18 protein-coding genes are annotated in these 19,397 nt (G+C 55.0%); 13 read left to right on the plus strand and 5 right to left on the minus strand.

The features are described from left to right. The first annotated feature begins 45 nt into the window (after positions 1-45). The 4 genes from dacB (at position 46) to QQJ87_RS06845 (ending at position 2,664) form a co-directional block, all read left to right on the plus strand. On the plus strand, positions 46-1,503 hold the full coding sequence (gene dacB / locus QQJ87_RS06830; RefSeq protein WP_284280750.1) for a D-alanyl-D-alanine carboxypeptidase/D-alanyl-D-alanine endopeptidase: 1,458 nt from the start codon (positions 46-48) through the stop codon (positions 1,501-1,503). A gap of 68 nt (positions 1,504-1,571) precedes the next feature. Further along, positions 1,572-1,871 carry an ElaB/YgaM/YqjD family protein gene (locus QQJ87_RS06835; RefSeq protein ID WP_284280751.1) on the plus strand — a complete coding sequence of 100 codons (300 nt, stop codon included), beginning with the start codon at positions 1,572-1,574 and terminating at the stop codon, positions 1,869-1,871. A 14-nt stretch (positions 1,872-1,885) separates the two neighbouring features. Then, entirely contained in the window at positions 1,886-2,269 is a 384-nt protein-coding gene (locus tag QQJ87_RS06840; protein ID WP_284280752.1) for a phage holin family protein, read from the plus strand. 17 nt (positions 2,270-2,286) lie between these two features. After that, positions 2,287-2,664, plus strand: a complete 378-nt coding sequence (locus QQJ87_RS06845; RefSeq protein WP_284280753.1) for a hypothetical protein — start codon at positions 2,287-2,289, stop codon at positions 2,662-2,664. On the opposite strand, the gene QQJ87_RS06850 is transcribed toward QQJ87_RS06845, so the two are convergent. Beyond that, complete coding sequence (locus QQJ87_RS06850; protein WP_284280754.1) at positions 2,633-4,186, minus strand: UbiD family decarboxylase; 1,554 nt, start codon at positions 4,184-4,186, stop codon at positions 2,633-2,635. The genes QQJ87_RS06845 and QQJ87_RS06850 overlap by 32 nt on opposite strands. A gap of 388 nt (positions 4,187-4,574) precedes the next feature. Here QQJ87_RS06850 and QQJ87_RS06855 point away from each other — a divergent pair, with 388 nt between their 5' ends. Further along, a complete protein-coding gene (locus QQJ87_RS06855) occupies positions 4,575-5,414 on the plus strand; it encodes a lytic transglycosylase domain-containing protein (protein ID WP_284280755.1) in 840 nt (279 codons plus the stop codon). Here the strand turns inward: QQJ87_RS06855 and QQJ87_RS06860 are convergent. Continuing rightward, positions 5,395-6,564: an aminotransferase class I/II-fold pyridoxal phosphate-dependent enzyme gene (locus QQJ87_RS06860; protein WP_284280756.1), complete on the minus strand. Its 1,170-nt coding sequence runs from the start codon at positions 6,562-6,564 to the stop codon at positions 5,395-5,397. The two genes, QQJ87_RS06855 and QQJ87_RS06860, sit on opposite strands and share 20 nt — an antisense overlap. Positions 6,565-6,705: 141 nt before the next feature. Here QQJ87_RS06860 and QQJ87_RS06865 point away from each other — a divergent pair, with 141 nt between their 5' ends. From QQJ87_RS06865 to QQJ87_RS06900, 8 genes are all read left to right on the plus strand, one after another. Next, on the plus strand, positions 6,706-9,021 hold the full coding sequence (locus QQJ87_RS06865) for an NADP-dependent malic enzyme (protein WP_284280757.1): 2,316 nt from the start codon (positions 6,706-6,708) through the stop codon (positions 9,019-9,021). Positions 9,022-9,116: 95 nt separating this feature from the next. Continuing rightward, positions 9,117-10,304 (plus strand): patatin-like phospholipase family protein, encoded by a 1,188-nt coding sequence (locus tag QQJ87_RS06870; RefSeq protein WP_284280758.1) that lies wholly within the window; start codon positions 9,117-9,119, stop codon positions 10,302-10,304. Between the two features lie 54 nt (positions 10,305-10,358). Continuing rightward, positions 10,359-12,227 carry a chorismate-binding protein gene (locus QQJ87_RS06875; protein WP_284280760.1) on the plus strand — a complete coding sequence of 623 codons (1,869 nt, stop codon included), beginning with the start codon at positions 10,359-10,361 and terminating at the stop codon, positions 12,225-12,227. Positions 12,228-12,230: 3 nt separating this feature from the next. Next, on the plus strand, positions 12,231-13,490 hold the full coding sequence (locus tag QQJ87_RS06880; protein WP_284280761.1) for a putative Na+/H+ antiporter: 1,260 nt from the start codon (positions 12,231-12,233) through the stop codon (positions 13,488-13,490). A 44-nt stretch (positions 13,491-13,534) separates the two neighbouring features. Next, positions 13,535-15,007: a magnesium transporter gene (gene mgtE / locus QQJ87_RS06885; RefSeq protein WP_284280797.1), complete on the plus strand. Its 1,473-nt coding sequence runs from the start codon at positions 13,535-13,537 to the stop codon at positions 15,005-15,007. A 9-nt stretch (positions 15,008-15,016) separates the two neighbouring features. Next, positions 15,017-15,754 carry a TIGR04283 family arsenosugar biosynthesis glycosyltransferase gene (locus QQJ87_RS06890; protein WP_284280762.1) on the plus strand — a complete coding sequence of 246 codons (738 nt, stop codon included), beginning with the start codon at positions 15,017-15,019 and terminating at the stop codon, positions 15,752-15,754. Further along, complete coding sequence (locus tag QQJ87_RS06895) at positions 15,751-16,431, plus strand: TIGR04282 family arsenosugar biosynthesis glycosyltransferase (protein WP_284280763.1); 681 nt, start codon at positions 15,751-15,753, stop codon at positions 16,429-16,431. The genes QQJ87_RS06890 and QQJ87_RS06895 overlap by 4 nt, the downstream gene beginning before the upstream one ends. Before the next feature lie 4 nt (positions 16,432-16,435). Beyond that, entirely contained in the window at positions 16,436-17,140 is a 705-nt protein-coding gene (locus tag QQJ87_RS06900; protein ID WP_284280764.1) for a DUF3047 domain-containing protein, read from the plus strand. A gap of 12 nt (positions 17,141-17,152) precedes the next feature. Here QQJ87_RS06900 and QQJ87_RS06905 read toward each other — a convergent pair whose 3' ends face one another. From QQJ87_RS06905 to nrdR, 3 genes are read right to left on the minus strand one after another with little or no spacing between them, the layout of a single operon-like run. Further along, complete coding sequence (locus QQJ87_RS06905; RefSeq protein ID WP_284280765.1) at positions 17,153-17,776, minus strand: riboflavin synthase; 624 nt, start codon at positions 17,774-17,776, stop codon at positions 17,153-17,155. 5 nt (positions 17,777-17,781) lie between these two features. Continuing rightward, the gene (gene ribD, locus QQJ87_RS06910; RefSeq protein WP_284280766.1) at positions 17,782-18,903 is read right to left on the minus strand and encodes a bifunctional diaminohydroxyphosphoribosylaminopyrimidine deaminase/5-amino-6-(5-phosphoribosylamino)uracil reductase RibD; all 1,122 of its coding nucleotides are present in this window, start codon (positions 18,901-18,903) and stop codon (positions 17,782-17,784) included. Beyond that, entirely contained in the window at positions 18,900-19,385 is a 486-nt protein-coding gene (gene nrdR / locus QQJ87_RS06915) for a transcriptional regulator NrdR (protein ID WP_284280767.1), read from the minus strand. The genes ribD and nrdR overlap by 4 nt, the downstream gene beginning before the upstream one ends. Between the last annotated feature and the right edge of the window lie 12 nt (positions 19,386-19,397).

The raw sequence follows: 19,397 nt of genomic DNA on the forward strand, positions 1-19,397 counted from the left end.
ATCCTTGAAGCCTCGGATAAACCAGCTTGAAAAGGGTGTTGGGCAATGAACAAACCGGTTTGCAGGGCAGCGAAAACAAGTTCGCTGGCCGCGTTGCTGCTGATTTTCTGTATGTCGGCCGCACAAGCCGTCAAACCACTTTACGAAGAAAGACCTTTTTCAGCCCCTGTCATTCAAGCCTTCAAGCAGGCGGGCATCGACCCCAAAGACGTGACCGCCTACGCGGAACCTTTACCCCCCTTTACCACAAGAAGACCTCACAGTTACTCCATGGGGGGCGATGCATTGGCCAACCCCGCGTCTGTGACCAAAGTGTTCACCACGGGTCTGGCGCTGGACAAGCTGGGTCCCACCTATCGGTTCAAGACGGATTTTCAGGCGCTGGATAAACCTGTCGATGGCATTTTAAACGGATCGCTGTACATTCGAGGCAACGGCAACCCCGCTTTTAAAACCTCCGACTTGTGGTCGGCCCTTCGTCAATTGCGCTCAGATGGATTAACAACGATCAACGGCGATGTCGTCCTCGATCGTTCCGCCTTCAAACCCGTCAAGGATGACGATGCGCCAGGTGACTCCGACGAATTCGACGACGACGCGCCCTACCGCGCTTACCATGCCCAGCCAGATGCCTTGCTGCTGAACTATGGGGCCATGTCACTGAACATTGTTCCAGGGCAGGGCGGTGTAAAAGTGGTGGGTCAGGAGGCCCCTGCTCACTGGGCATTTGTGTCTGAGATGCGTTTGGTGCAGGGTGGCTGCGGTGCCTGGAAGAACGGCCTGAGCGTGGACTATCGCAAAAGTGGAGGCGATGTCGTCGTAACAGTCAAAGGCAATTACCCTGCGCGGTGCGGAGAAAGTCGGCTGCCGATTCGCATACCGAATCAGGACTGGTTGTGGGAGTCCTGGTTTCGCGAAATCTGGACCGAGTTGGGTGGACAATTCAAGGGACGCGTCCTGACGGGGACGACGCCTTCCGGCGCATTGTCCCTGTATGCGGTTTATAGCGATCCCCTGTCGGACCTCATCAAGCTGATGAACAAATATTCAAGCAACGTCATGGCCCGCCACTTGGAGCTGGCAGTGACAGGTCCGGCGGGCGACTTTAATCAAATCATGAAAGGCTGGCTGGCCAGCAACGACATCCGAAACACCGACTGGGTTTTTGAGAATGGCTCTGGTTTGACCCGCAACAATCGCATTGACGCCCGTGGACTGACCGATTATCTGGCCTACATGGCAACCCGATCCGACTTCCCTGATTTTCTGGCAAGCTTGCCTCACGCTGGCGTTGACGGCACGCTGTACCGCCATGTCAAAAACATCGATGGCTATGGTTACCTGAAAACTGGCAGTCTCAATGGTGTGAAAACCATTGGTGGCTATGTGCGTGATGTGAATGGCCAGTGGTGGGCCGTCGGCGTCATGGTGAGAAGTCCAAAGGCCTACGCAGCGTGGAAACCCATCGAAAATTTGCTGGAAACGCTTTACCAAAAAGACTGAGCGGTGGATTTGCAGTGTGACTTTGATACACTGAAAGGCCGTAATCACCGACACTACAAGGAAAAGATATGGACGACAGTAAAGACAAGCTGTTCAGTGACATGAAAATCGTACTGAGTGACGCCGAAGATCTGCTGAAAGCTGCAGCCTCTTCTTCAGGTGAACGGGCTGTCGAACTGCGTGAAAAGGCCTTGGTCAGTCTGCGTCGTGCCCGCGAGGTGATGCAAGACACCCAGTACGCTGTGGTTGAGCGCAGCAAGGCAGCCGCCCGTGCCACCGATGATTATGTGCATGATCACCCCTGGAGGGCTGTGGGCATTGCCGCTGCAGCAGGATTTCTGCTTGGCCTCATCTTGAATCGACGTTAACAAAGGCCTCCCCTTTGAGCAAAGAGTCCTCAGAAGCATTCAAGCGTGTGTCGGCCACTCTGCTGGCCATGGGGCAGACTCGGCTTGAACTGGCGGGTCTGGAGCTCACCCAAGCCCGCAAGTCAGCCATTCACTCGGTTGTTTACAGTGTGTTGTTGGCTTTGGCTCTGGCCTTGGCCAGCGTTGCGCTCTCGGCGCTTGTCGTCTACCTCGCCTGGCCCACTCACACCGGTTTTGCCCTCATGGGTTGTGCCATTTTTTACATAGGCCTTGCCTGGGTGTTTTGGGTAAAACTGAAAAGGGCTTCAAATGCCGAGCGCCCCCTCTTTGAGGCGACTGTCGCCGAATTGGGGCGCGATCGAGAGGCCATCCTGAAGTCGATTTCAGACCAACCCTGACCCGCCTGGAGAAACCTTTGGCCCATTCTCGTTTTGACCCAGTTCAGGCAAAAATCGAATTGCTTCAAATGAAAGCTGAATTGCAGCGCATGGAATTCGGCGGGCAGATGGCCGAGTTGAAGTCGCAATTCGCCTGGGTGGGTGCCGCGCGCAAAGTGGCGCAATGGGTCACCGGAAATCGTCTGAACGCCTTGGGCCCCCTTGGCGCAATGGGCGGACAGGTTTTCAAAGACAGCCTTCAGAAATACCCAATGCTAAGTGCCGTGGGTTCTGGCTTGCTTTTTCGTTACCGCAAACCCGTAGGCCATGTGGCGCTGCGCGCCGGTGCAGCGGCGTTGGCTTTGGCCGCGGCCGCCTGGTGGTTCAAGCGCCAAGGCGACTCAGAAGTTCGCTGATCCGGTCATTCAAGCGGGGGTCGGGCTGAATGTTTCGGCCCCATTCCCGATCGGTTTCTCCAGGCCACTTGTTGGTGGCATCCAGTCCCATTTTTCCACCCAAACCGCTGACTGGGCTTGCAAAGTCCAGGTAGTCAATCGGGGTGTTTTTGACGAGCACCGTGTCTCTGACCGGGTCCATCCGCGTGGTGATCGCCCAAATGACCTCTTTCCAGTCCCGAATGTTCACATCTTCATCCACCACGACAATGAACTTGGTGTACATGAATTGCCGCAGAAAGCTCCACGTGCCCATCATGACCCGCTTGGCGTGGCCGGCATAGCTCTTTTTCATGGACACAATCGCCATGCGGTAGCTGCAACCTTCGGGTGGCAGGTAGAAGTCTGTAATTTCAGGAAACTGCTTCTGCAAAATCGGAACAAACACCTCGTTCAGGGCCACGCCCAGAACTGCGGGTTCATCCGGCGGTTTGCCTGTGTAGGTGCTGTGGTAAATGGCGTCGCTTCGTTGGGTGATTCGGTCTACGGTGAAGACAGGGAACCAGTCCTGCTCGTTGTAGTAGCCAGTGTGGTCGCCATAGGGACCCTCCAGCGCGCAGTCCCAACCCTTGAGGTAGTCAGGAATGGGCGGTGGTTCGCGAAGTACCGTAACCCCAGCGCGAATTTCGGGAATTTCACCCCGTTCTGCCGGGTAAATATGGCCTTCCAGAATAATTTCCGCTTCAGCGGGCACTTGCAAGTCGTTGCCGATGGATTGAATCAGTTCGGTGCGACTTCCGCGCAATAAACCGGCGAACTGATATTCCGACAGGGTGTCTGGCACTGGCGTGACTGCGCCCAGAATAGTCGCAGGGTCTGCACCCAGCGCCACTGAGATGGGAAAGGGTTTGCCCGGATTTTTCAGCGCAAATTCACGAAAATCGAGTGCGCCACCCCTGTGTGCCAGCCAACGCATGATCAGGCGGTTCTTGCCGATTTGCTGTTGCCTGTAAATGCCCAGGTTCTGGCGTTTACGCTGTGGGCCACGCGTGATGGTGAGGCCCCACGTCAGCAGCGGGGCTGCATCGTCAGGCCAACAAGTCCAGATCGGAATTTTGTTGAGGTCCACGTCTGGGCCTTCAATGACCTGTTCTTGACAAGCGGCTTTGCTGACCACCTTGGGGGCCATGGACAGCACCTGTTTGACCAGTGGCAGTTTGTCCATGGCGTCGCGCAAACCCTTGGGTGGTTCAGGTTCTTTCAGATAAGCCAGAGTCTGACCGATTTCCCGCAGTGCCAAGGTGTTGTCTGCGCCCATGCCCATGGCCACGCGCTTTGGAGTGCCAAACAGATTGCCCAATACCCTGTATTGGTAGCCTTGTGGGGCATCAAAAAGCAGGGCTGGCCCCTCGGCGCGAAGCACCCGGTCGCACAGGTGTGTCATCTCCAATTCGGGGCTTACAGACTCGGGCACCCGAACCAGTTCACCTTGGCGATATAGTAAGTCTATGAAATCGCGAAGGTTTTTGTATTTGGTACTCATAACTGCCTGAGTGTGTTGTGTAAAAGTGACTAAAAATGACAAAAGAACAGAAATATTTTAAAAATATTTTTTCGCCCGTTCAGTCAGTAAATACGGTCGGTTTCAAGAAAAAGAACCAATAAGTAGAAAGACTCTACCAGATTTCGGATTGACCGATGGGAACTCCATTCCTACAATTCGGTCAACTTCACCGTTAAACACAACGCGTCGAAGAATTCGCGAGTGACTGGCGCTTGGGTTGTTTCAGGCCAGATCATTCAAACGAGTGTCGGTTCGTCTCAAAGAATCCAATCCGACAGAACGTTCTGCCTTACGGACTAAATGAAGGCAGATGCAACGCTGAGTCAAACAATGCAAGTAATTGCGTTTGCGTAGCGAAGGAGGTTGCATGCACAACAAGTTGAAACAAAGTGCGCTGCTTGGCAAAGTACGCAACGTGGCCGCCGGTATCGGTTTTATGTCAGTGGTTGCAATCACCACAGCCGCAGGCGCTATTACATTGAACCCAGACCTGCGGGAAGCGGTGTTTTTTTCAGAGCCAGTACAGGCCCTGTTCGCCAAGCAGATCGATATGCTGAGTGATGGCTCAGCCAACGCGGAGATGACCCAGACGAATGTCTCAAGTCCCTCCGAGTCCACCGACGTGGGTAACGGTCTGGGACGAAACCTGGTGCCGATCAAATTCAATGCGATCGATCCAAGCCGCCCCTTAAGTGCCGGCCAGCGGCAAATTGCCCAGTATTTGGCCAAGCGCTACAGGGTCTCTCAGGACGCAGTTGAGTCCATCGTCAAATTGGCTTACAAAGTTGGGCGTGACGAGAAGATCGACCCGACGCTGATTCTGGCGATCGTGGGTGTTGAATCGTCTTACAACCCTTTTGCGGCCAGCTCGGTTGGCGCGAAAGGCTTGATGCAGGTGATGCCAAAGATTCACAAAGACAAGTTTGAAGAATTGTCGCCTGGTGACTGGTCAGCCTTGAATCCGGAAATGAACATGCGTGTGGGTGCCCAGATCATCAAGGAATACACCCGTCGAACCGGATCCGTGAAATCGGCCCTTCGCTGGTACGTTGGCGCAGCGGTCAGTGGCAGTGACGGCGGCTACCCTGAAAAGGTGCTCGGATTGAAGGCCATTCTGGATGCTCGCTTCAAGCAGGGCAGACTGGTTGCGCAGTCCCGCTCAAGCGACAAAGTGTCCGCTGCCGAGCTCAAATCTCGCGACAGTTGAATTGCCCCATACGCTGGAGAGCCTGTTCTATCCTCTCCAGCGAGTTGGCGTACGAGATCCTGAACATCGCCTCACCCTCCTTTTGAGAAAAATCCTTCCCCGGTACAGTACAAACTGCCTGAGTCTGCAGAAGGTCTGAGCAGTATTGGCTGCTCCCGTAGGGCGCATGCGCATACACATAAAAAGCACCATCCGGATTGGAGCCCGCATGCAGCCCGACATTTGGCAACTCTCGCAATAAGAATTCGCGTCGATTTCCAAAGGCTGCGCGCCTTGCCTCGCAAATGTCCAGGGTCTCCTGTTTGAAACAGGCCAGTGCAGCCCACTGTGCTGGCGTACTCGGGCAAATATTCAGGTTTTGAGCCAGTTTTTCAATGGGTGTCAGCAGCGCCTCGGGCACCACCATCCAGCCCAGTCGCAGGCCAGTCATACCAAAGTATTTTGAAAAACTGTTGATAACAACGCAGTGGTCACGGGTTTGGCCTGATGGCGATTGGCTCAACAGGGTTCTCGGTTGTGAGCCATAGCAGAGCAGTTGATAGATTTCATCCATGATGATGAAGCCGCCTTGTGTGGCAACCCAATCGACAATGTCATTCAGTACGTTCGACGAAATGCGCGTGCCTGTCGGGTTGGAAGGCGAGGCCAGAAGAATCCCTTGGGTTTTGGGTGTCCATGCTTCTTGCACTTCTGCAAGTGTGGGCTGGAAGTTGTTGTCTTCACTGACTTGAATGGTGCGCACCACACCGCCGGCGGTTTGTACAAAGGTTTTGTTGCACGGGTAACCGGGGTCACACAGCAGCACTTCGTCACCCGGATTAATCAGGGCGAGGCAGGCATACATCAGCCCGGTGGACGCGCCCGAGGTAATTACCACCTGCCCGGGACTGACAGTGGCTCCGAAGCGGCTGTCATAAAAATGAGCGATGGTTTCACGCAATTCCTGCAGACCCAAGGCTGCGGTGTAACGGGTTTTACCGGCACCGATGGCCTGCGTCAATGCCTGTGCGACCGGCTCTGGCAGTGGAAAGTCTGGTTCGCCGATGGACAGGTGAATCACGTCGCGGCCTTGCTGTTGCAATTGATCCGCCTGCTTCACAATCTCCATGACATGAAAGGGCTCAATGGATTGGCTGAGTCTGGAAAGCATTGAAACGATAACCTTGATTTCGAAAATGGTCTGATTCTGGACTGATCCAATCATCTTAGGGCATTAGTGGAAAGTCCTGAGGACAGGGCCTCGGCGCAGGACTATAATTTTGGGTTCCTCATGTTCAGAAGAGAATGTTATATGGCTCAGCCCATGGATCCCCGTTTCCGTCAGGCCGCACTCGAATATCACGAGTTTCCAAGGCCAGGCAAATTGCAGATCACTGCCACCAAAAGCCTGGTCAACCAGCGCGACCTTGCTCTGGCGTATTCGCCTGGCGTGGCAGCCGCCTGTGAGGAAATCGAACAGGATCCTTCCACTGCCTTCCGCTACACCGCGCGTGGCAATCTGGTTGGAGTCGTCACCAACGGCACAGCCGTATTGGGACTGGGTAACATTGGACCCCTTGCGGCCAAGCCAGTCATGGAAGGCAAAGCCGTTCTCTTCAAAAAATTTGCGGGTATCGATGTCTTTGACATCGAAATCAACGAAAACGATCCAGAAAAACTGATCGAAATCATTGCGTCCCTGGAGCCCACTTTTGGGGGCATTAACCTTGAGGACATCAAAGCCCCTGACTGTTTCAAGGTTGAACGCGCATTGCGCAGCCGCATGAACATTCCGGTGTTTCACGATGACCAGCACGGCACCGCCATCGTGGTGGGTGCAGCCATTCTGAATGGCCTTGAGGTGTTGGGCAAAAAGATCAACGAGGTCAAGCTGGTCACCTCCGGGGCGGGTGCTGCTGCCTTGGCTTGTCTCGATCTTCTGGTCGAGTTGGGTTTGCCAGTCGAAAACATCTTTGTGACCGACATTGATGGTGTGGTTTATGTCGGCCGCGAGAAGGGCATGGACCCCGACAAAGACATTTACGCCAAAGAAACCAGCGCACGCACGCTGGCGGAAATCATTGAGGGGGCCGATGTGTTCCTGGGTTTGTCAGCCGGCAATGTGGTTAGCCAGGACATGGTGAAAAGCATGGCACCGAAGCCCCTCATTTTGGCTTTGGCGAACCCCACCCCTGAAATTCTGCCTGAGCGCATTCTCGAAGTGCGCGACGACGCCGTCATTTGCACCGGTCGTACGGACTATCCGAACCAGGTCAACAACGTGCTGTGTTTCCCTTTTATTTTCCGCGGTGCCCTGGATGTGGGTGCAACCACAATCACCAAGGAAATGGAGATCGCTGCAGTCAGGGCGGTTGCCGAACTGGCCCGCAAAGAACAGTCTGAAGTGGTGACCAAGGCTTTCCATTCCCAAAACCTCAGTTTTGGTCCGGAATACCTGATTCCCAAGCCATTCGATCCACGTCTGATCGTGCACATTGCGCCGGCGGTGGCCAAGGCCGCCATGGAAAGCGGAGTCGCAACCCGACCCATCGCAGATCTGGACGCCTACAAGGAACAACTGCAGCAGTTTGTCTATCACTCTGGCACCTTCATGAAGCCCATCTTCGCGATTGCCAAGCGTTGTGCAGCCGAGTCTCCCGAAACTTCACGCATCGTGTTTGCCGAAGGCGAAGACGAGCGCGTGCTTAGGGCAGTTCAGGTGGTGGTTGATGAAGGACTTTGCCGGCCTATCCTGATTGGTCGCCCCGCCGTGGTTGAACGCCGGATTGAGCGCTTTGGTTTGCGCCTGAAGCGGGATGTTGATTTTGGTCTGATCAATCCCGAGTACGACGAGCGTTACAAAGAGTACTGGAAGGCTTACCACGAACTGACCAGCCGCAAGGGCGTGACAGAATCGTATGCAAAAATCGAGATGCGTCGCCGCCATACGCTCATTGGCTCAGTGATGATTCAAAAGGGTCACGCCGATGGCATGATCTGCGGCACCTTTGGCACTCATCCGCTACATTTGCATTACGTGGATCAGGTCATTGGTCTGCGCAAAGGCTGCGAAACTTACGGCGCCATGAACGGATTGATGTTGCCCAACCGCCAGGTGTTTTTGGTGGACACACACGTCAATTACGATCCGACCGCTGAACAGGTGGCCGAAATCACTTTGATGGCCGCTGAAGAAATGATGCGTTTGGGCGTGCAACCCAAGGCTGCGTTGTTGTCTCATTCGAATTTTGGATCCAGCAACCAGCCGTCTGCAGTCAAAATGCGTGAAGCATTGAACATTCTGCGCAACATCGCACCCTGGCTGGAAGTGGATGGCGAAATGCACGGCGACTGCGCGATCGATGAATCCGTCCGTACGGCTGTGATTGGCAACTCCACACTCAGTGGCGAGGCCAATCTTCTGGTCTGCCCGAACATGGATTCAGCCAACATTGCCTACAACTTACTGAAGTCTGCCGCTGGCAATGGTGTTGCAGTGGGTCCGATCCTGCTGGGTGCGGCCAAGCCAGTTCATATTCTGACTGCCTCGGCCACCGTTCGCCGGATTGTCAACATGGCGGCCTTGTGTGTACTGGATGCCAACTCAGAGCGGGTATCTGGCACCTGATCGCTGTGTAGTTTGTTGCAATTCCACGATATAGACGCGCTTGTCGCGTCTATTTTCGTTTTTCAGATCGTGAAATTGGGTGCACACTGAAGTGCATGAATACAGACTTTTCCAAACCCTCCCCTGATGAAGACGTAGTCGGCCTTGTGCTGTCAGGCGGTGGTGCGCGTGCGGCTTATCAAGTCGGCGTCATGCACCAGTTGGCAAAGTGGTTTTCAGAGCAGAATCGCAGGGACTTCGATTTTCCGTTCAAGATCTTGTGCGGCACTTCAGCCGGTGCAATCAATGCCACTGCCTTAACCTGTGCCGGTCGCAATTTCTACCAGTCCACAGACCGGATGATGCGGGTGTGGGAGAACTTCAAATCAGAACAGGTGTACCGTTCAGATTCTCTGGGGATCATCAAGACTGGGGCCCGATGGCTGTCGGCCTTGTCGATTGGCTGGATGCTTCGCAAGCGGCCCAAGTCCTTGTTGGACAACACACCCTTGGCGCAACTGCTCCAGCAACTCCTCCATTTTCGACGATTGGATGAAGCCCTTGAGAATGGCACTATTCACGCCCTGGCGATCACCGCTTCCAGCTACACGTCAGGCCGAAATGTCACGTTTTTTCAGAGCCAGCAAGAGGTGGATCCGTGGATACGCACGCAGCGCGTTGCGCATCAGGATCGCCTCACCGTCGAGCATCTGCTTGCCTCCGCCGCCATTCCGTTTGTATTTCCTGCAATCAGCCTGAACTATGAGGGGCAAAGCGAGTATTTTGGTGATGGTTCCATGCGCCAGTTGGCACCCATCAGCCCGGCGATTCATTTGGGGGCGACGCGTGTCATGGTTGTGGGGTCTAGCCAAAGCCGGGAAGGGCACACCAACTCGGTGGATTTGCAGAATGCTTACCCCAGCCTGGCGCAAATTGCGGGTCATGCCATGGCCTCGATTTTTCTGGACAATCTTTCAATCGACATTGAGCGCCTGACGCGCGTGAACAAGACCTTGTCCCTTCTGCCGCCTGAGATGGCCGTGAAAACGCCGCTCAAGCCCATCGAATTGCTGGTTATTTCTCCTTCCCAACGCATCGACGATGTGGCTGCCCGCCACGTACAGGACATGCCCAGGCCGGTGCGGACCATGCTGTCGGCGCTCGGTGCCACCGAGACCAGCGGCTCGGCTTTGGCCAGCTACCTGCTGTTTGAGGGCAATTACACGCGAGAATTGATCCGCATGGGCATTGCGGACACCATTGCAAAGAAGGACGAAGTGTTCGAGTTCTTTCGCTTGTCGTAGATCCTTCAGGGACGCAGGTTACAATCGCATTTGACCAGTTTGATGCGGTTCGTCATGTCTTTCTCCACCCTGTTCAGCCATTTGGGAACATCCGTTTACGCAGCCTGGCATTGCCAATTCGAGGACGCTGCCGCAGATGGGCTTTGCGTGGCGCTTGGTGACCCAGTACACACACTCTCGGCAGATCAACCGACCTCGGTGATTTCTGCCCTGAGTCAGGCCGAACTGTGGGCTCAAACGGGTTTGACGGTGGCTGGCTGGGTTGCCTACGAGGCTGCAACAGCCTTTGATGAGTCCTTGAATGTCTGCGAGGCAAAGGCTGGGCAGCCTCTTGCGGTGTTTTCAGCGTTCAGCCCTGATCAGATTGTACGAATCAAGACAGACGAACTTGCGCAGTGTTTGTTGGATCCTGAATCCACAGCACTGTCCCCCTGGGTCGATGTGCACAACATGGATTGGTTTGAAAATCGTTTTGAAGCCATTCGCCATGCCATTGAAGCGGGCGAGTTTTATCAAATCAACCTGACCACCCGATTGCAAGCCAGCGTGCAGTCTCCTCACAATTTCAGTGCATTCGCGCTGTTTGCCAAGCTTTTTCTGGCACAGCCTGCGCGTTACAGTGCCTATTTGAAACACGATGGCGGTGCCGTTCTGAGTCTGTCTCCCGAGCTTTTTTTCAGCTGGCACGCCGATCAATTGCTGGCTCAACCCATGAAGGGGACGCGACAAAGTCGCACGGGCAAAGGTTCTCTGCGCGACAGCAGCAAGGATCTTGCCGAGAACGTGATGATTGTGGATCTTCTTCGAAATGATTTGTCTCGGATTTGTGAGCCTGGCACCGTGCAGGTTCGCTCCTTGTTTGACATCATGCATTTGCCCACTGTGGAACAGATGACCTCTACCATTGCGGGTCGAACAAGACCTGGCACGGGTGTTGTTGATGTGTTTAAGGCCTTGTTTCCCTGTGGCAGTGTCACGGGGGCACCCAAAAGACAGTCGATGTTGCGAATTGCTCAGTGGGAATCCACCCCAAGGGGGGTTTATTGCGGCGCGATGGGCGTCATGAGCCCGGGCGGAAGGGTCGTATTCAATGTGCCGATCCGAACCGTTTCGTGGTTTGAGAACACCCAGGTGCTGACCTACGGTGTGGGCAGCGGTGTCACCTGGTATTCCGAGTTGCGTGCCGAAAAGGCGGAATGGTGGCAAAAAACTGCCTTTTTAAGACAGGCTACAACAGACTTTTGCCTGCTTGAAACATTGAGATTGCACAATGGGCAATGGTCTGATCAGGCCTTGCATTTGGGGCGTATGCAGGAATCTGCGAGGTGTTTCGGATGGCTTTGGCCAGCGCAAACCATTGATCAGACGTTAATGAAGGTGGCTGGCAACAACCCGTCGGGCACATTTCGGGCAAGATGGTTGTTGGACGCACAGGCTGGCTTTTCGATTGAGTTGGGGCCGATGCCCGCCGTCGTCAATCAGGTTCAATTGCGATTGGCGGACCGCCCTTTGAAACTTCGAGGGCCGTTTGTAAAACACAAAACGACCTGGCGGCCCCACTATGATTGGCCCCAACACCAGCCGTCTGACTTTGACACGGTGCTTTGGGATGAAGAGGGCAATTTGGCGGAGTGTTGCCGGGGCAATTTGGTGATTGAGCTTGATGAGGGGCTGCGTACCCCGGCGATGGCCGCGCCTGAGGACTGTAATTTGCTGCCTGGCGTCTACAGGCAACGGCTTTTGGGGGACAATAAGGTCACCGAAGAAGTGTTGAGTCTGGGTTGTCTTGCCAGGGCAAAGACCGTCTGGTTTGTGAACAGCCTCAGGCAGTGGGTGTCGGTGGCGCGTGTGCTGGACGTTCAGGATCGCGTGCTGTTTTCAGCTGACACATCATTTGAAGAATCAACTGAGAAAAAGGGATAACAATTGAGTCCATCCACAATCGAATTGATCGGTGCGAGCCTGTTTGCCATTGCAGTGTTGCACACCTTCTCCACCAAATATTTTGAACGACTGGCCCACACACAGCCCAATCACGCGGGCTTGTGGCATTTGCTGGGTGAAGTGGAGGCTGTATTTGGCTTCTGGGCCATGGTGTTGGTGGTGTTCATGTTCTTTATGCAAGGTCGCGAGAATGCCGTGCATTACCTGGACACGCGTGACTACAAAGAACCCTTGTTTGTGTTTGCAATCATGGTGATTGCCGCCAGCAAACCCATTTTGACCCTTGCCGCCCGCACTGTTCGGGTTCTGGCCGGCCTGCTTCCTTTCGACAAGCAGGTGGCGTATTTCATCACCGCCTTGTCCGTCGTGCCTTTGCTGGGTTCATTCATTACCGAGCCTGCCGCCATGACGCTGGCTGCCTTTTTGTTGCGAGATCGTTTTTACTCGCAGGGCATCAGCAACCGTTTGAAATACGCCACGCTGGGCGCACTGTTTGTCAACGTCTCGATCGGGGGCACCTTAACGCCATTTGCTGCACCGCCGGTGTTGATGGTTGCCACCAAATGGGGATTTGACATGTCTTTCATGCTCGAGACCTTTGGCTGGAAGGCGGCCACCGCCGTGTTCATCAATGCCACAGTGGTCACCTTGCTGTTCGCCAAAGAACTGAAGGCCATGGCCAAACCGCGCACGGATGGCCCCAAGGAAGACATGCCGTTCTGGGTCATCGCCAGTCACCTTGTGTTTTTGACTGGCGTGGTCGTCTTTTCGCATCATCCCTCAGTTTTCATGGGCTTGTTCCTGTTTTTTCTGGGCTACTCCTCCGCTTATGCCCGCTATCAGGACCGCCTGATTCTCAAAGAGGGGCTCATGGTTGCGTTTTTTCTGGCCGGTTTGGTCACGCTGGGGGGGATGCAGTCCTGGTGGCTTCAGGATGTGCTCAAAGGCATGAGCCCGACCGTGCTGTATTACGGCGCCACTGCCTTGACCGCAATCACTGACAATGCCGCGCTGACCTACCTGGGCTCTCTGGTGGATGGCGTGGACATGTCTTTCAAATATGCCCTGGTTGCCGGTGCGGTAACGGGCGGGGGTCTGACTGTGATTGCCAACGCGCCGAACCCGGCTGGTTTTGCCATTCTGCGCGGCTTTTTTGAGGACGAAGCAATCAACCCGCTGGGTTTGTTTGTCAGCGCACTTGGCCCAACCATCGTGGCCATTCTGATGTTTCAACTGTTTTGATGTGACGCCCTGAGGTGCCCGTGGCAGAGGACAACACCAATTTGATGGATCTGGATGCAGTGTCTGCACCCAAAGATCTCGACGATGCACACCGCGCGCTGGTGGAGGTGCAGGGATTGTTGCGCAAGCAACGCGTCATCGAAAGTGTCGTTCACAATCAGCAGAGCCCCGTTAACCCTGAACGTCAAAGTCTTGTCGAAGGACTCGTTCATCGTCAGCACCTGACAGAACTCAGCGCCAAGCTGGATCAATTGCACCCGGCTGATGTGGCGTATGTGCTGGAATCGTTGCCGCTTGATGAGCGGATGGCCGTGTGGGATCTGGTTCGATCCGATCGAGACGGTGAAATTCTTCTTGAATTGTCAGACTCGGTTCGCGAAACGCTGATCCGCTCCATGGACAGCGAGGAGCTGTTCGCGGCAACCGAATCGCTGGATGCCGACGAGATTGCCGAGCTGGCACCCGATCTGCCGCGCGAGGTCGTCGAGAAGCTGGCCAGCAGCCTGTCGCTTGAAGAGCGCGAGCAACTGCGCGCTGCCATGTCTTATCCTGAAGAGTCCGTCGGTGGTCGCATGGATTTCGAGATGGTGACCATTCGGGACGACGTGACGCTTGAAGTGGTTTTGCGTTATTTGCGCCGCTTCGACGAACTGCCCGACCAAACCGACCAGGTGTTTGTGGTGGATCGTCTTGATCACTTTCAGGGCAGCCTGCCGCTAGACCGGTTGTTGGTCAATGAGCCCGAGACCTTGGTGTCTGAGGTCATGAACCGCGAAGTGTTGATGCTCTCTCCCCTGGATGACGCCTATGAAGCGGCGCAGGCTTTTGAGCGATACGACCTGGTGTCTGCGCCGGTCATCGATCCCTCTGGCAAGCTGATTGGCAGGCTGACTGTGAATGAAGTGGTGGATGTGATTCGTGAGGAATCCGAATCCGACTTGCTTTCGACGGCCGGTCTGCGTGAAGAGGAAGACCTGTTCGCCTCGGTCTGGGAATCCGCCAAAAACCGCTGGTTGTGGCTGGGGGTGAATTTGTGCACAGCCTTCTTCGCCAGCAGGGTGATTGGCACCTTTGAGGGCACAATCTCCAAAGTGGTCGCGCTGGCCACCCTCATGCCGATTGTGGCGGGCATCGCGGGTAACTCCGGCAACCAAACCATGACGCTGATGATCCGGTCACTCGCGCTGGGGCAGGTCAACGGGGCGAACTTTCGCTTGCTGGTCCGAAAGGAGATCAGCATTGCGGGTTTGAACGGATTGATGTGGGGTTCAGTGGCAGGCCTGATTGCCTACGCGCTGTATTACGGTTCCGACAACGCCTGGATCTTGGGTCTGTTGATGGTGTTGGCTGTGACCTTGAACCTGATTGTTGGCGCACTGATCGGGGTCGCCGTGCCGATGGTACTGCAGCGCGTGGGTCGTGACCCGGCCATGGGTTCTTCGGTGTTGTTGACCTTCACCACCGACAGCATGGGCTTTTTCATCTTTTTGGGTTTGGCGACCCTGTTTTTCAGATAATCGATTCGCATGTCGACAAGTTTCGCCATCGTGATGCCCGTATTCAATGAAGGCGAGAATCTGCAAAAACACCTCAGCCAGCTTCGCGCCATCATTGGGCCTTCGGTGCCCGTCTATGTGGTAGACGGCGGTTCAACCGATCGGTCTTGGGCGATCTTGAATAGTTTGACCAGCGCAGACCCTTCTTTGCATGTTTTGAGCAGTGGCAAGGGCCGTGCCGTTCAGATGAACGCAGGTGCGTTGGCGGCGCTTCAGACGTCGGTGAGTCATCTGTTGTTTTTGCATGCAGACACGGTGATGTCTGCGCAGGCTTGGCAGTCATTGCTCAAATGCTTGACATACTCGACCTTGGCGTGGGGGCGATTCGATGTGCAGATTGAGGGACGAAGTGGCTGGCTGCCCGTCGTGGCGTGGATGATGAACCAGCGATCCAGATTGACCCGCATTTCGACCGGTGATCAGGGCATTTTCATGCATCGAAGTCTGTTTGAGCGTGTTGGCGGCTACGTCAACCAACCGCTGATGGAAGACATTGAAATCAGCCGGGCTTTGAAACGACAGCGCGATGCGGTGTTTTTGGCAATCCGTGAACGATTGATTACTTCAGGGCGACGCTGGGATGAGCAGGGGGCGTGGTCGACCATCGTGCTGATGTGGCATTTGCGCTTTCGCTACTGGCGGGGTGACAGTGCGTCGGCTTTGCTGGATCGTTATCGTGACGTCAGGGCTCGCAAGAAAACGCCATGAAAAAAACACATCGCATTGAACTGGGTCTCTTCGCCAAGTTTCCGGAGACTGGGCGGGTAAAAACCCGACTTGCGCCCTTGCTGGGCGAGCAGGGTGCTGCCCGATTTGCGCGATGGCTCTTGCTGACAGCGCTGAAAAAGGCAAGCGCGTTCACCGCTGTAGGCGGGGTCGTGAGGGTGAACCTGTGGACGGAGGGTGGCACGGACGCGCAATGGAAAGCGCTGCTGGAGCCCCTGCAATTGTCAGCGCCGATTCATCTGCATCGTCAGGTTCAAGGTCATTTGGGTGAGCGCATGCAGCATGCCACGCAAATCCAGTTGGGCGCTTCTAACGTTTCCATATTGCTTGGGCCCGATGCCATTGAATTTTCTCAGACCGATTTTCAGAAGTTGCTCAATGCGGTGGATGAGCATGGTCTGGCATTTACGCCGGCTCACGATGGTGGCTATGTGGCCTTTGCATGCGTCAGGCCTGTGGCGTGTATCTTCTCAGGCGACATTCAATGGGGCACCAACCAGGTGGCTGAACAGACGCAACAATTGCTCAAAAGGGCTGGCCTGCAGGCGCGTTGGCTAAGTCCACAGGCCGACATTGATGAGCCTGCTGATTTACAACAGGCATTGGCCAGGGGATCTGTGCCCGAAGACTGGATGAACGACTATTCCGATGACGCTTGATCGAATGAAAACAACGACGACAAAATGCCTCAGTCTATTTGCATTGTTGATGGTCTCTCAGGTCACTGTGGCCTCTGAAACACCAATGCTGGACCCCTGGCCGTGGCAGGCTCAATTCCACCCCAAAGTAAAAGCCCACACGGTGTTCGACATGCAGGGTTCAGGCGATGACGCCGTGGTGAACACAACGGCGAACAAATCCTACGGCAGCTGGGTGGATGCTTTCAAAGCCCCCAAAGTGTTGCACGAACTGGCATGGCGCTGGGCGGTGTTAAAGCAGCCGGAAGGTGCCAATCTCAAGAAGAAAGAGGGCGATGACGCCGCTGCCAAAGTGTGTGTGTTTGTGCACATTGACGAATCCCGTTTGTCATTTGGAACCCGCATGGAGTTGGGGGCAGCCCGCATGGTCTCCAGCGAACCTCTGCCAGCCGCCACCCTGTGTTACGTGTGGGGCAATGGCAGCGCGCGCGTCAACGATGTTTTTCCGAATCCGTACACAGGTTTGGTGATCAACTGGGTGTTGCAAAATGAGCCGGAGTCAACCCGATGGGTGGATGAACAACGCGATCTGCAAGCCGACGCAAGACGCGTTTTCTCTAAATTGTTGCCAGACGGAGCGGTCCAATTTGAAGGAGTCGCTTTCGGAAGCGACTCAGACAACACAGCGAGTCTGGCCAAGGCAAGGTTTGCCGGGTTTTTTGCCCGTTAACAGGTCAAACCATCAGGCCCTGGATTGCGCATAGCTCAGCATGCGTTGGGCATATCGGGCGATCTGATCCACTTCAAGATTCACCGGAGTGCCAGCTTTGAGGTGTTTCAGGGTGGTCATCTGAACCGTGTGTGGAATCAAGTTGATGTGAAAATCGCAGCTGCCATCGGCGTGGTCATCAACCTTGTTGACGGTCAGGCTGACGCCATTCACGGTCACCGACCCTTTGTATGCAAAATAACAAGCCAGTTCAGCCGGGCTCTTGATCTGCAGGTGCCAGCTTTCGCCTATGGGCTCGAACCGACTTACTGTGCCAAGCCCGTCCACATGCCCGCTGACCAGGTGTCCACCCACCCGGTCAGACAAGCGCATGGCTTTTTCAAGGTTGACTTCCCCGGTTTGATCAAGACCCACGGTTTTGGACAGGCTTTCCCGTGAAACGTCGACTGTGAACTCCCCCGTCTTGAATTCGACCACCGTCATACAGGCACCCTGTATGGCGATGCTGTCGCCGAGCTGGACATCGCTGAAGTCGAGCGTGGGTGCAAGAATGCGAAGCCGAACACCGGCTTGCTCATCTCCCAGGGGAGTAATGCTGGAAATTTGACCGATGGATTCAATGATGCCTGTAAACATGATTTCTACTTCCTGATTTGTTTGATCCACACCAGTTTGGCGTCGGTGCCCACGTGTTCGATGGTATGAAGAGACCAGTCGAGTGCGTCGGGCAATTCGGTTTGTTCAGGCAGCCGAAAAAGGCCAGCCCCTGAACCCAGAAAACGGGGGGCGATGTATTGAACAATTTCATCGACCAACCCAGTTTGCAAAAACGAGCCGTTTAAGCCAAATCCCGCTTCCAGATGCAATTCATTGACCTGACAATGGTCTGCAAGGTGCTTCAAAAGCTTGGCGAGATCGGTTTTTCCGTCGCCATTGTCGGCTTGATCGGCCCGAACCTGTACACAATGAATGTTGGCCTTGTTGGGGTGTTGGTCCAGCCAGGCTGGTGGCAAGTCTTGGGTGTGTGCAATCCAGGTTGTGCCTTCCTGCAGAAGCAGCGCCGCTGGTGAAATCTCGAGCTTGCTGTCCACCACCACCTTGATGGGCTGTCTTGTGGTCTCGATATCCCGTACGTTCAATCGTGGATTGTCTGCTTTGATCGTGCCTATCCCGCTTAAAACTGCACACGCTTGCGCGCGCAGGCGGTGCCCGTCCTGACGCGCCTGCGGGCCGGTGATCCACTGGCTGACCCCGCTGGGCAAGGCTGTGATTCCATCAGCGCTGCTGGCCACCTTCAGACGCACCCATGGTCTACCTCGCTCCATTCTGGACAGAAAACCACGGTTGATCCACCTGGCCCGTTCTTCCAGAACACCTGTTGTGACTTCGATCCCCGCGCTTTCCAGCAGTGCAATTCCACGCCCGCTGACCAAGGGGTTGGGGTCTTTGATTGCGACCACAACGCGGGTAACGCCGCATCTGATCAGGGCCTCGGCGCAGGGGCCCGTTCGTCCGTGGTGGGAGCAAGGCTCCAGCGTGACGTAGGCCGTGGCTCCAGACAGCGCAATTTTTTTGCTTCTCGCATTCTCGATGGCCTTGACTTCGGCGTGTGCATGCCCCGCCTGTGCATGAAAGCCTGTAGACAGAACCTGGTTGTTGCGCACCATGACGCAACCCACTCTTGGATTTGGAGTGGTCGTATACGCTCCTTTTTCCGCTTCGTTCAACGCCATGTGCATGAACATCTCGTCGGTGGTGTTCACGATTTTTTGCGCGGTGAATTGGTGGTGGCAACAGGGGAGGTGAGCTGGGCGATCTCTTCAGAAAACGCCTGCAGGTCTTCAAAGCTTTTATAAACCGATGCAAAGCGGATGTAGGCCACTGTGTCCAGTTGCTTCAGTTGCTCCATCACCAGTTCCCCGAGTTGCTTGGTACTGACCTCGCGGGCCGCACTCAGTAACAGCTTTTCTTCAATGCGGGCAATGGCTTGGTCGATGGCTTCCGCTGAAACTGGCCTTTTGCGCAGAGAAAGCATCAAGCTGCCGCGCAGTTTGTCGGAGGAAAAATCAACTCGCGAGCCGTCGCGTTTCACGATGGCCGGGAAAAAGAGTTCCTTGCGCTCGTAGGTGGTGAAGCGTTTCTCGCACTGGGAGCATTGCCGCCGTCGTCGAATCGCGTCTCCATCTTCGGAGGTTCGAGAATCGACGACTTGCGTGTCAGCATTGCCGCAAAACGGGCATTTCATGATGAGCGTTGT

The sequence above is a fragment of the Limnobacter litoralis genome (genome assembly GCF_030160455.1).
In the GTDB taxonomy this organism is placed as follows: Bacteria; Pseudomonadota; Gammaproteobacteria; order Burkholderiales; family Burkholderiaceae_B; genus Limnobacter; species Limnobacter litoralis.

What these genes read in the sequence shown, in the direction of transcription:
- QQJ87_RS06835 (WP_284280751.1), top strand. Translation starts at nt 1,572, where the DNA reads ATGGACGACAGTAAAGACAAGCTGTTCAGTGACATGAAAATCGTACTG.
- QQJ87_RS06900 (WP_284280764.1), top strand. Translation starts at nt 16,436, where the DNA reads ATGAAAACAACGACGACAAAATGCCTCAGTCTATTTGCATTGTTGATG.
- QQJ87_RS06870 (WP_284280758.1), top strand. Translation starts at nt 9,117, where the DNA reads ATGAATACAGACTTTTCCAAACCCTCCCCTGATGAAGACGTAGTCGGC.
- QQJ87_RS06860 (WP_284280756.1), bottom strand. Translation starts at nt 6,564, where the DNA reads ATGCTTTCCAGACTCAGCCAATCCATTGAGCCCTTTCATGTCATGGAG.
- QQJ87_RS06875 (WP_284280760.1), top strand. Translation starts at nt 10,359, where the DNA reads ATGTCTTTCTCCACCCTGTTCAGCCATTTGGGAACATCCGTTTACGCA.
- QQJ87_RS06850 (WP_284280754.1), bottom strand. Translation starts at nt 4,186, where the DNA reads ATGAGTACCAAATACAAAAACCTTCGCGATTTCATAGACTTACTATAT.
- QQJ87_RS06890 (WP_284280762.1), top strand. Translation starts at nt 15,017, where the DNA reads ATGTCGACAAGTTTCGCCATCGTGATGCCCGTATTCAATGAAGGCGAG.
- dacB (WP_284280750.1), top strand. Translation starts at nt 46, where the DNA reads ATGAACAAACCGGTTTGCAGGGCAGCGAAAACAAGTTCGCTGGCCGCG.
- mgtE (WP_284280797.1), top strand. Translation starts at nt 13,535, where the DNA reads ATGGATCTGGATGCAGTGTCTGCACCCAAAGATCTCGACGATGCACAC.
- QQJ87_RS06905 (WP_284280765.1), bottom strand. Translation starts at nt 17,776, where the DNA reads ATGTTTACAGGCATCATTGAATCCATCGGTCAAATTTCCAGCATTACT.
- QQJ87_RS06895 (WP_284280763.1), top strand. Translation starts at nt 15,751, where the DNA reads ATGAAAAAAACACATCGCATTGAACTGGGTCTCTTCGCCAAGTTTCCG.
- QQJ87_RS06865 (WP_284280757.1), top strand. Translation starts at nt 6,706, where the DNA reads ATGGCTCAGCCCATGGATCCCCGTTTCCGTCAGGCCGCACTCGAATAT.
- QQJ87_RS06855 (WP_284280755.1), top strand. Translation starts at nt 4,575, where the DNA reads ATGCACAACAAGTTGAAACAAAGTGCGCTGCTTGGCAAAGTACGCAAC.
- nrdR (WP_284280767.1), bottom strand. Translation starts at nt 19,385, where the DNA reads ATGAAATGCCCGTTTTGCGGCAATGCTGACACGCAAGTCGTCGATTCT.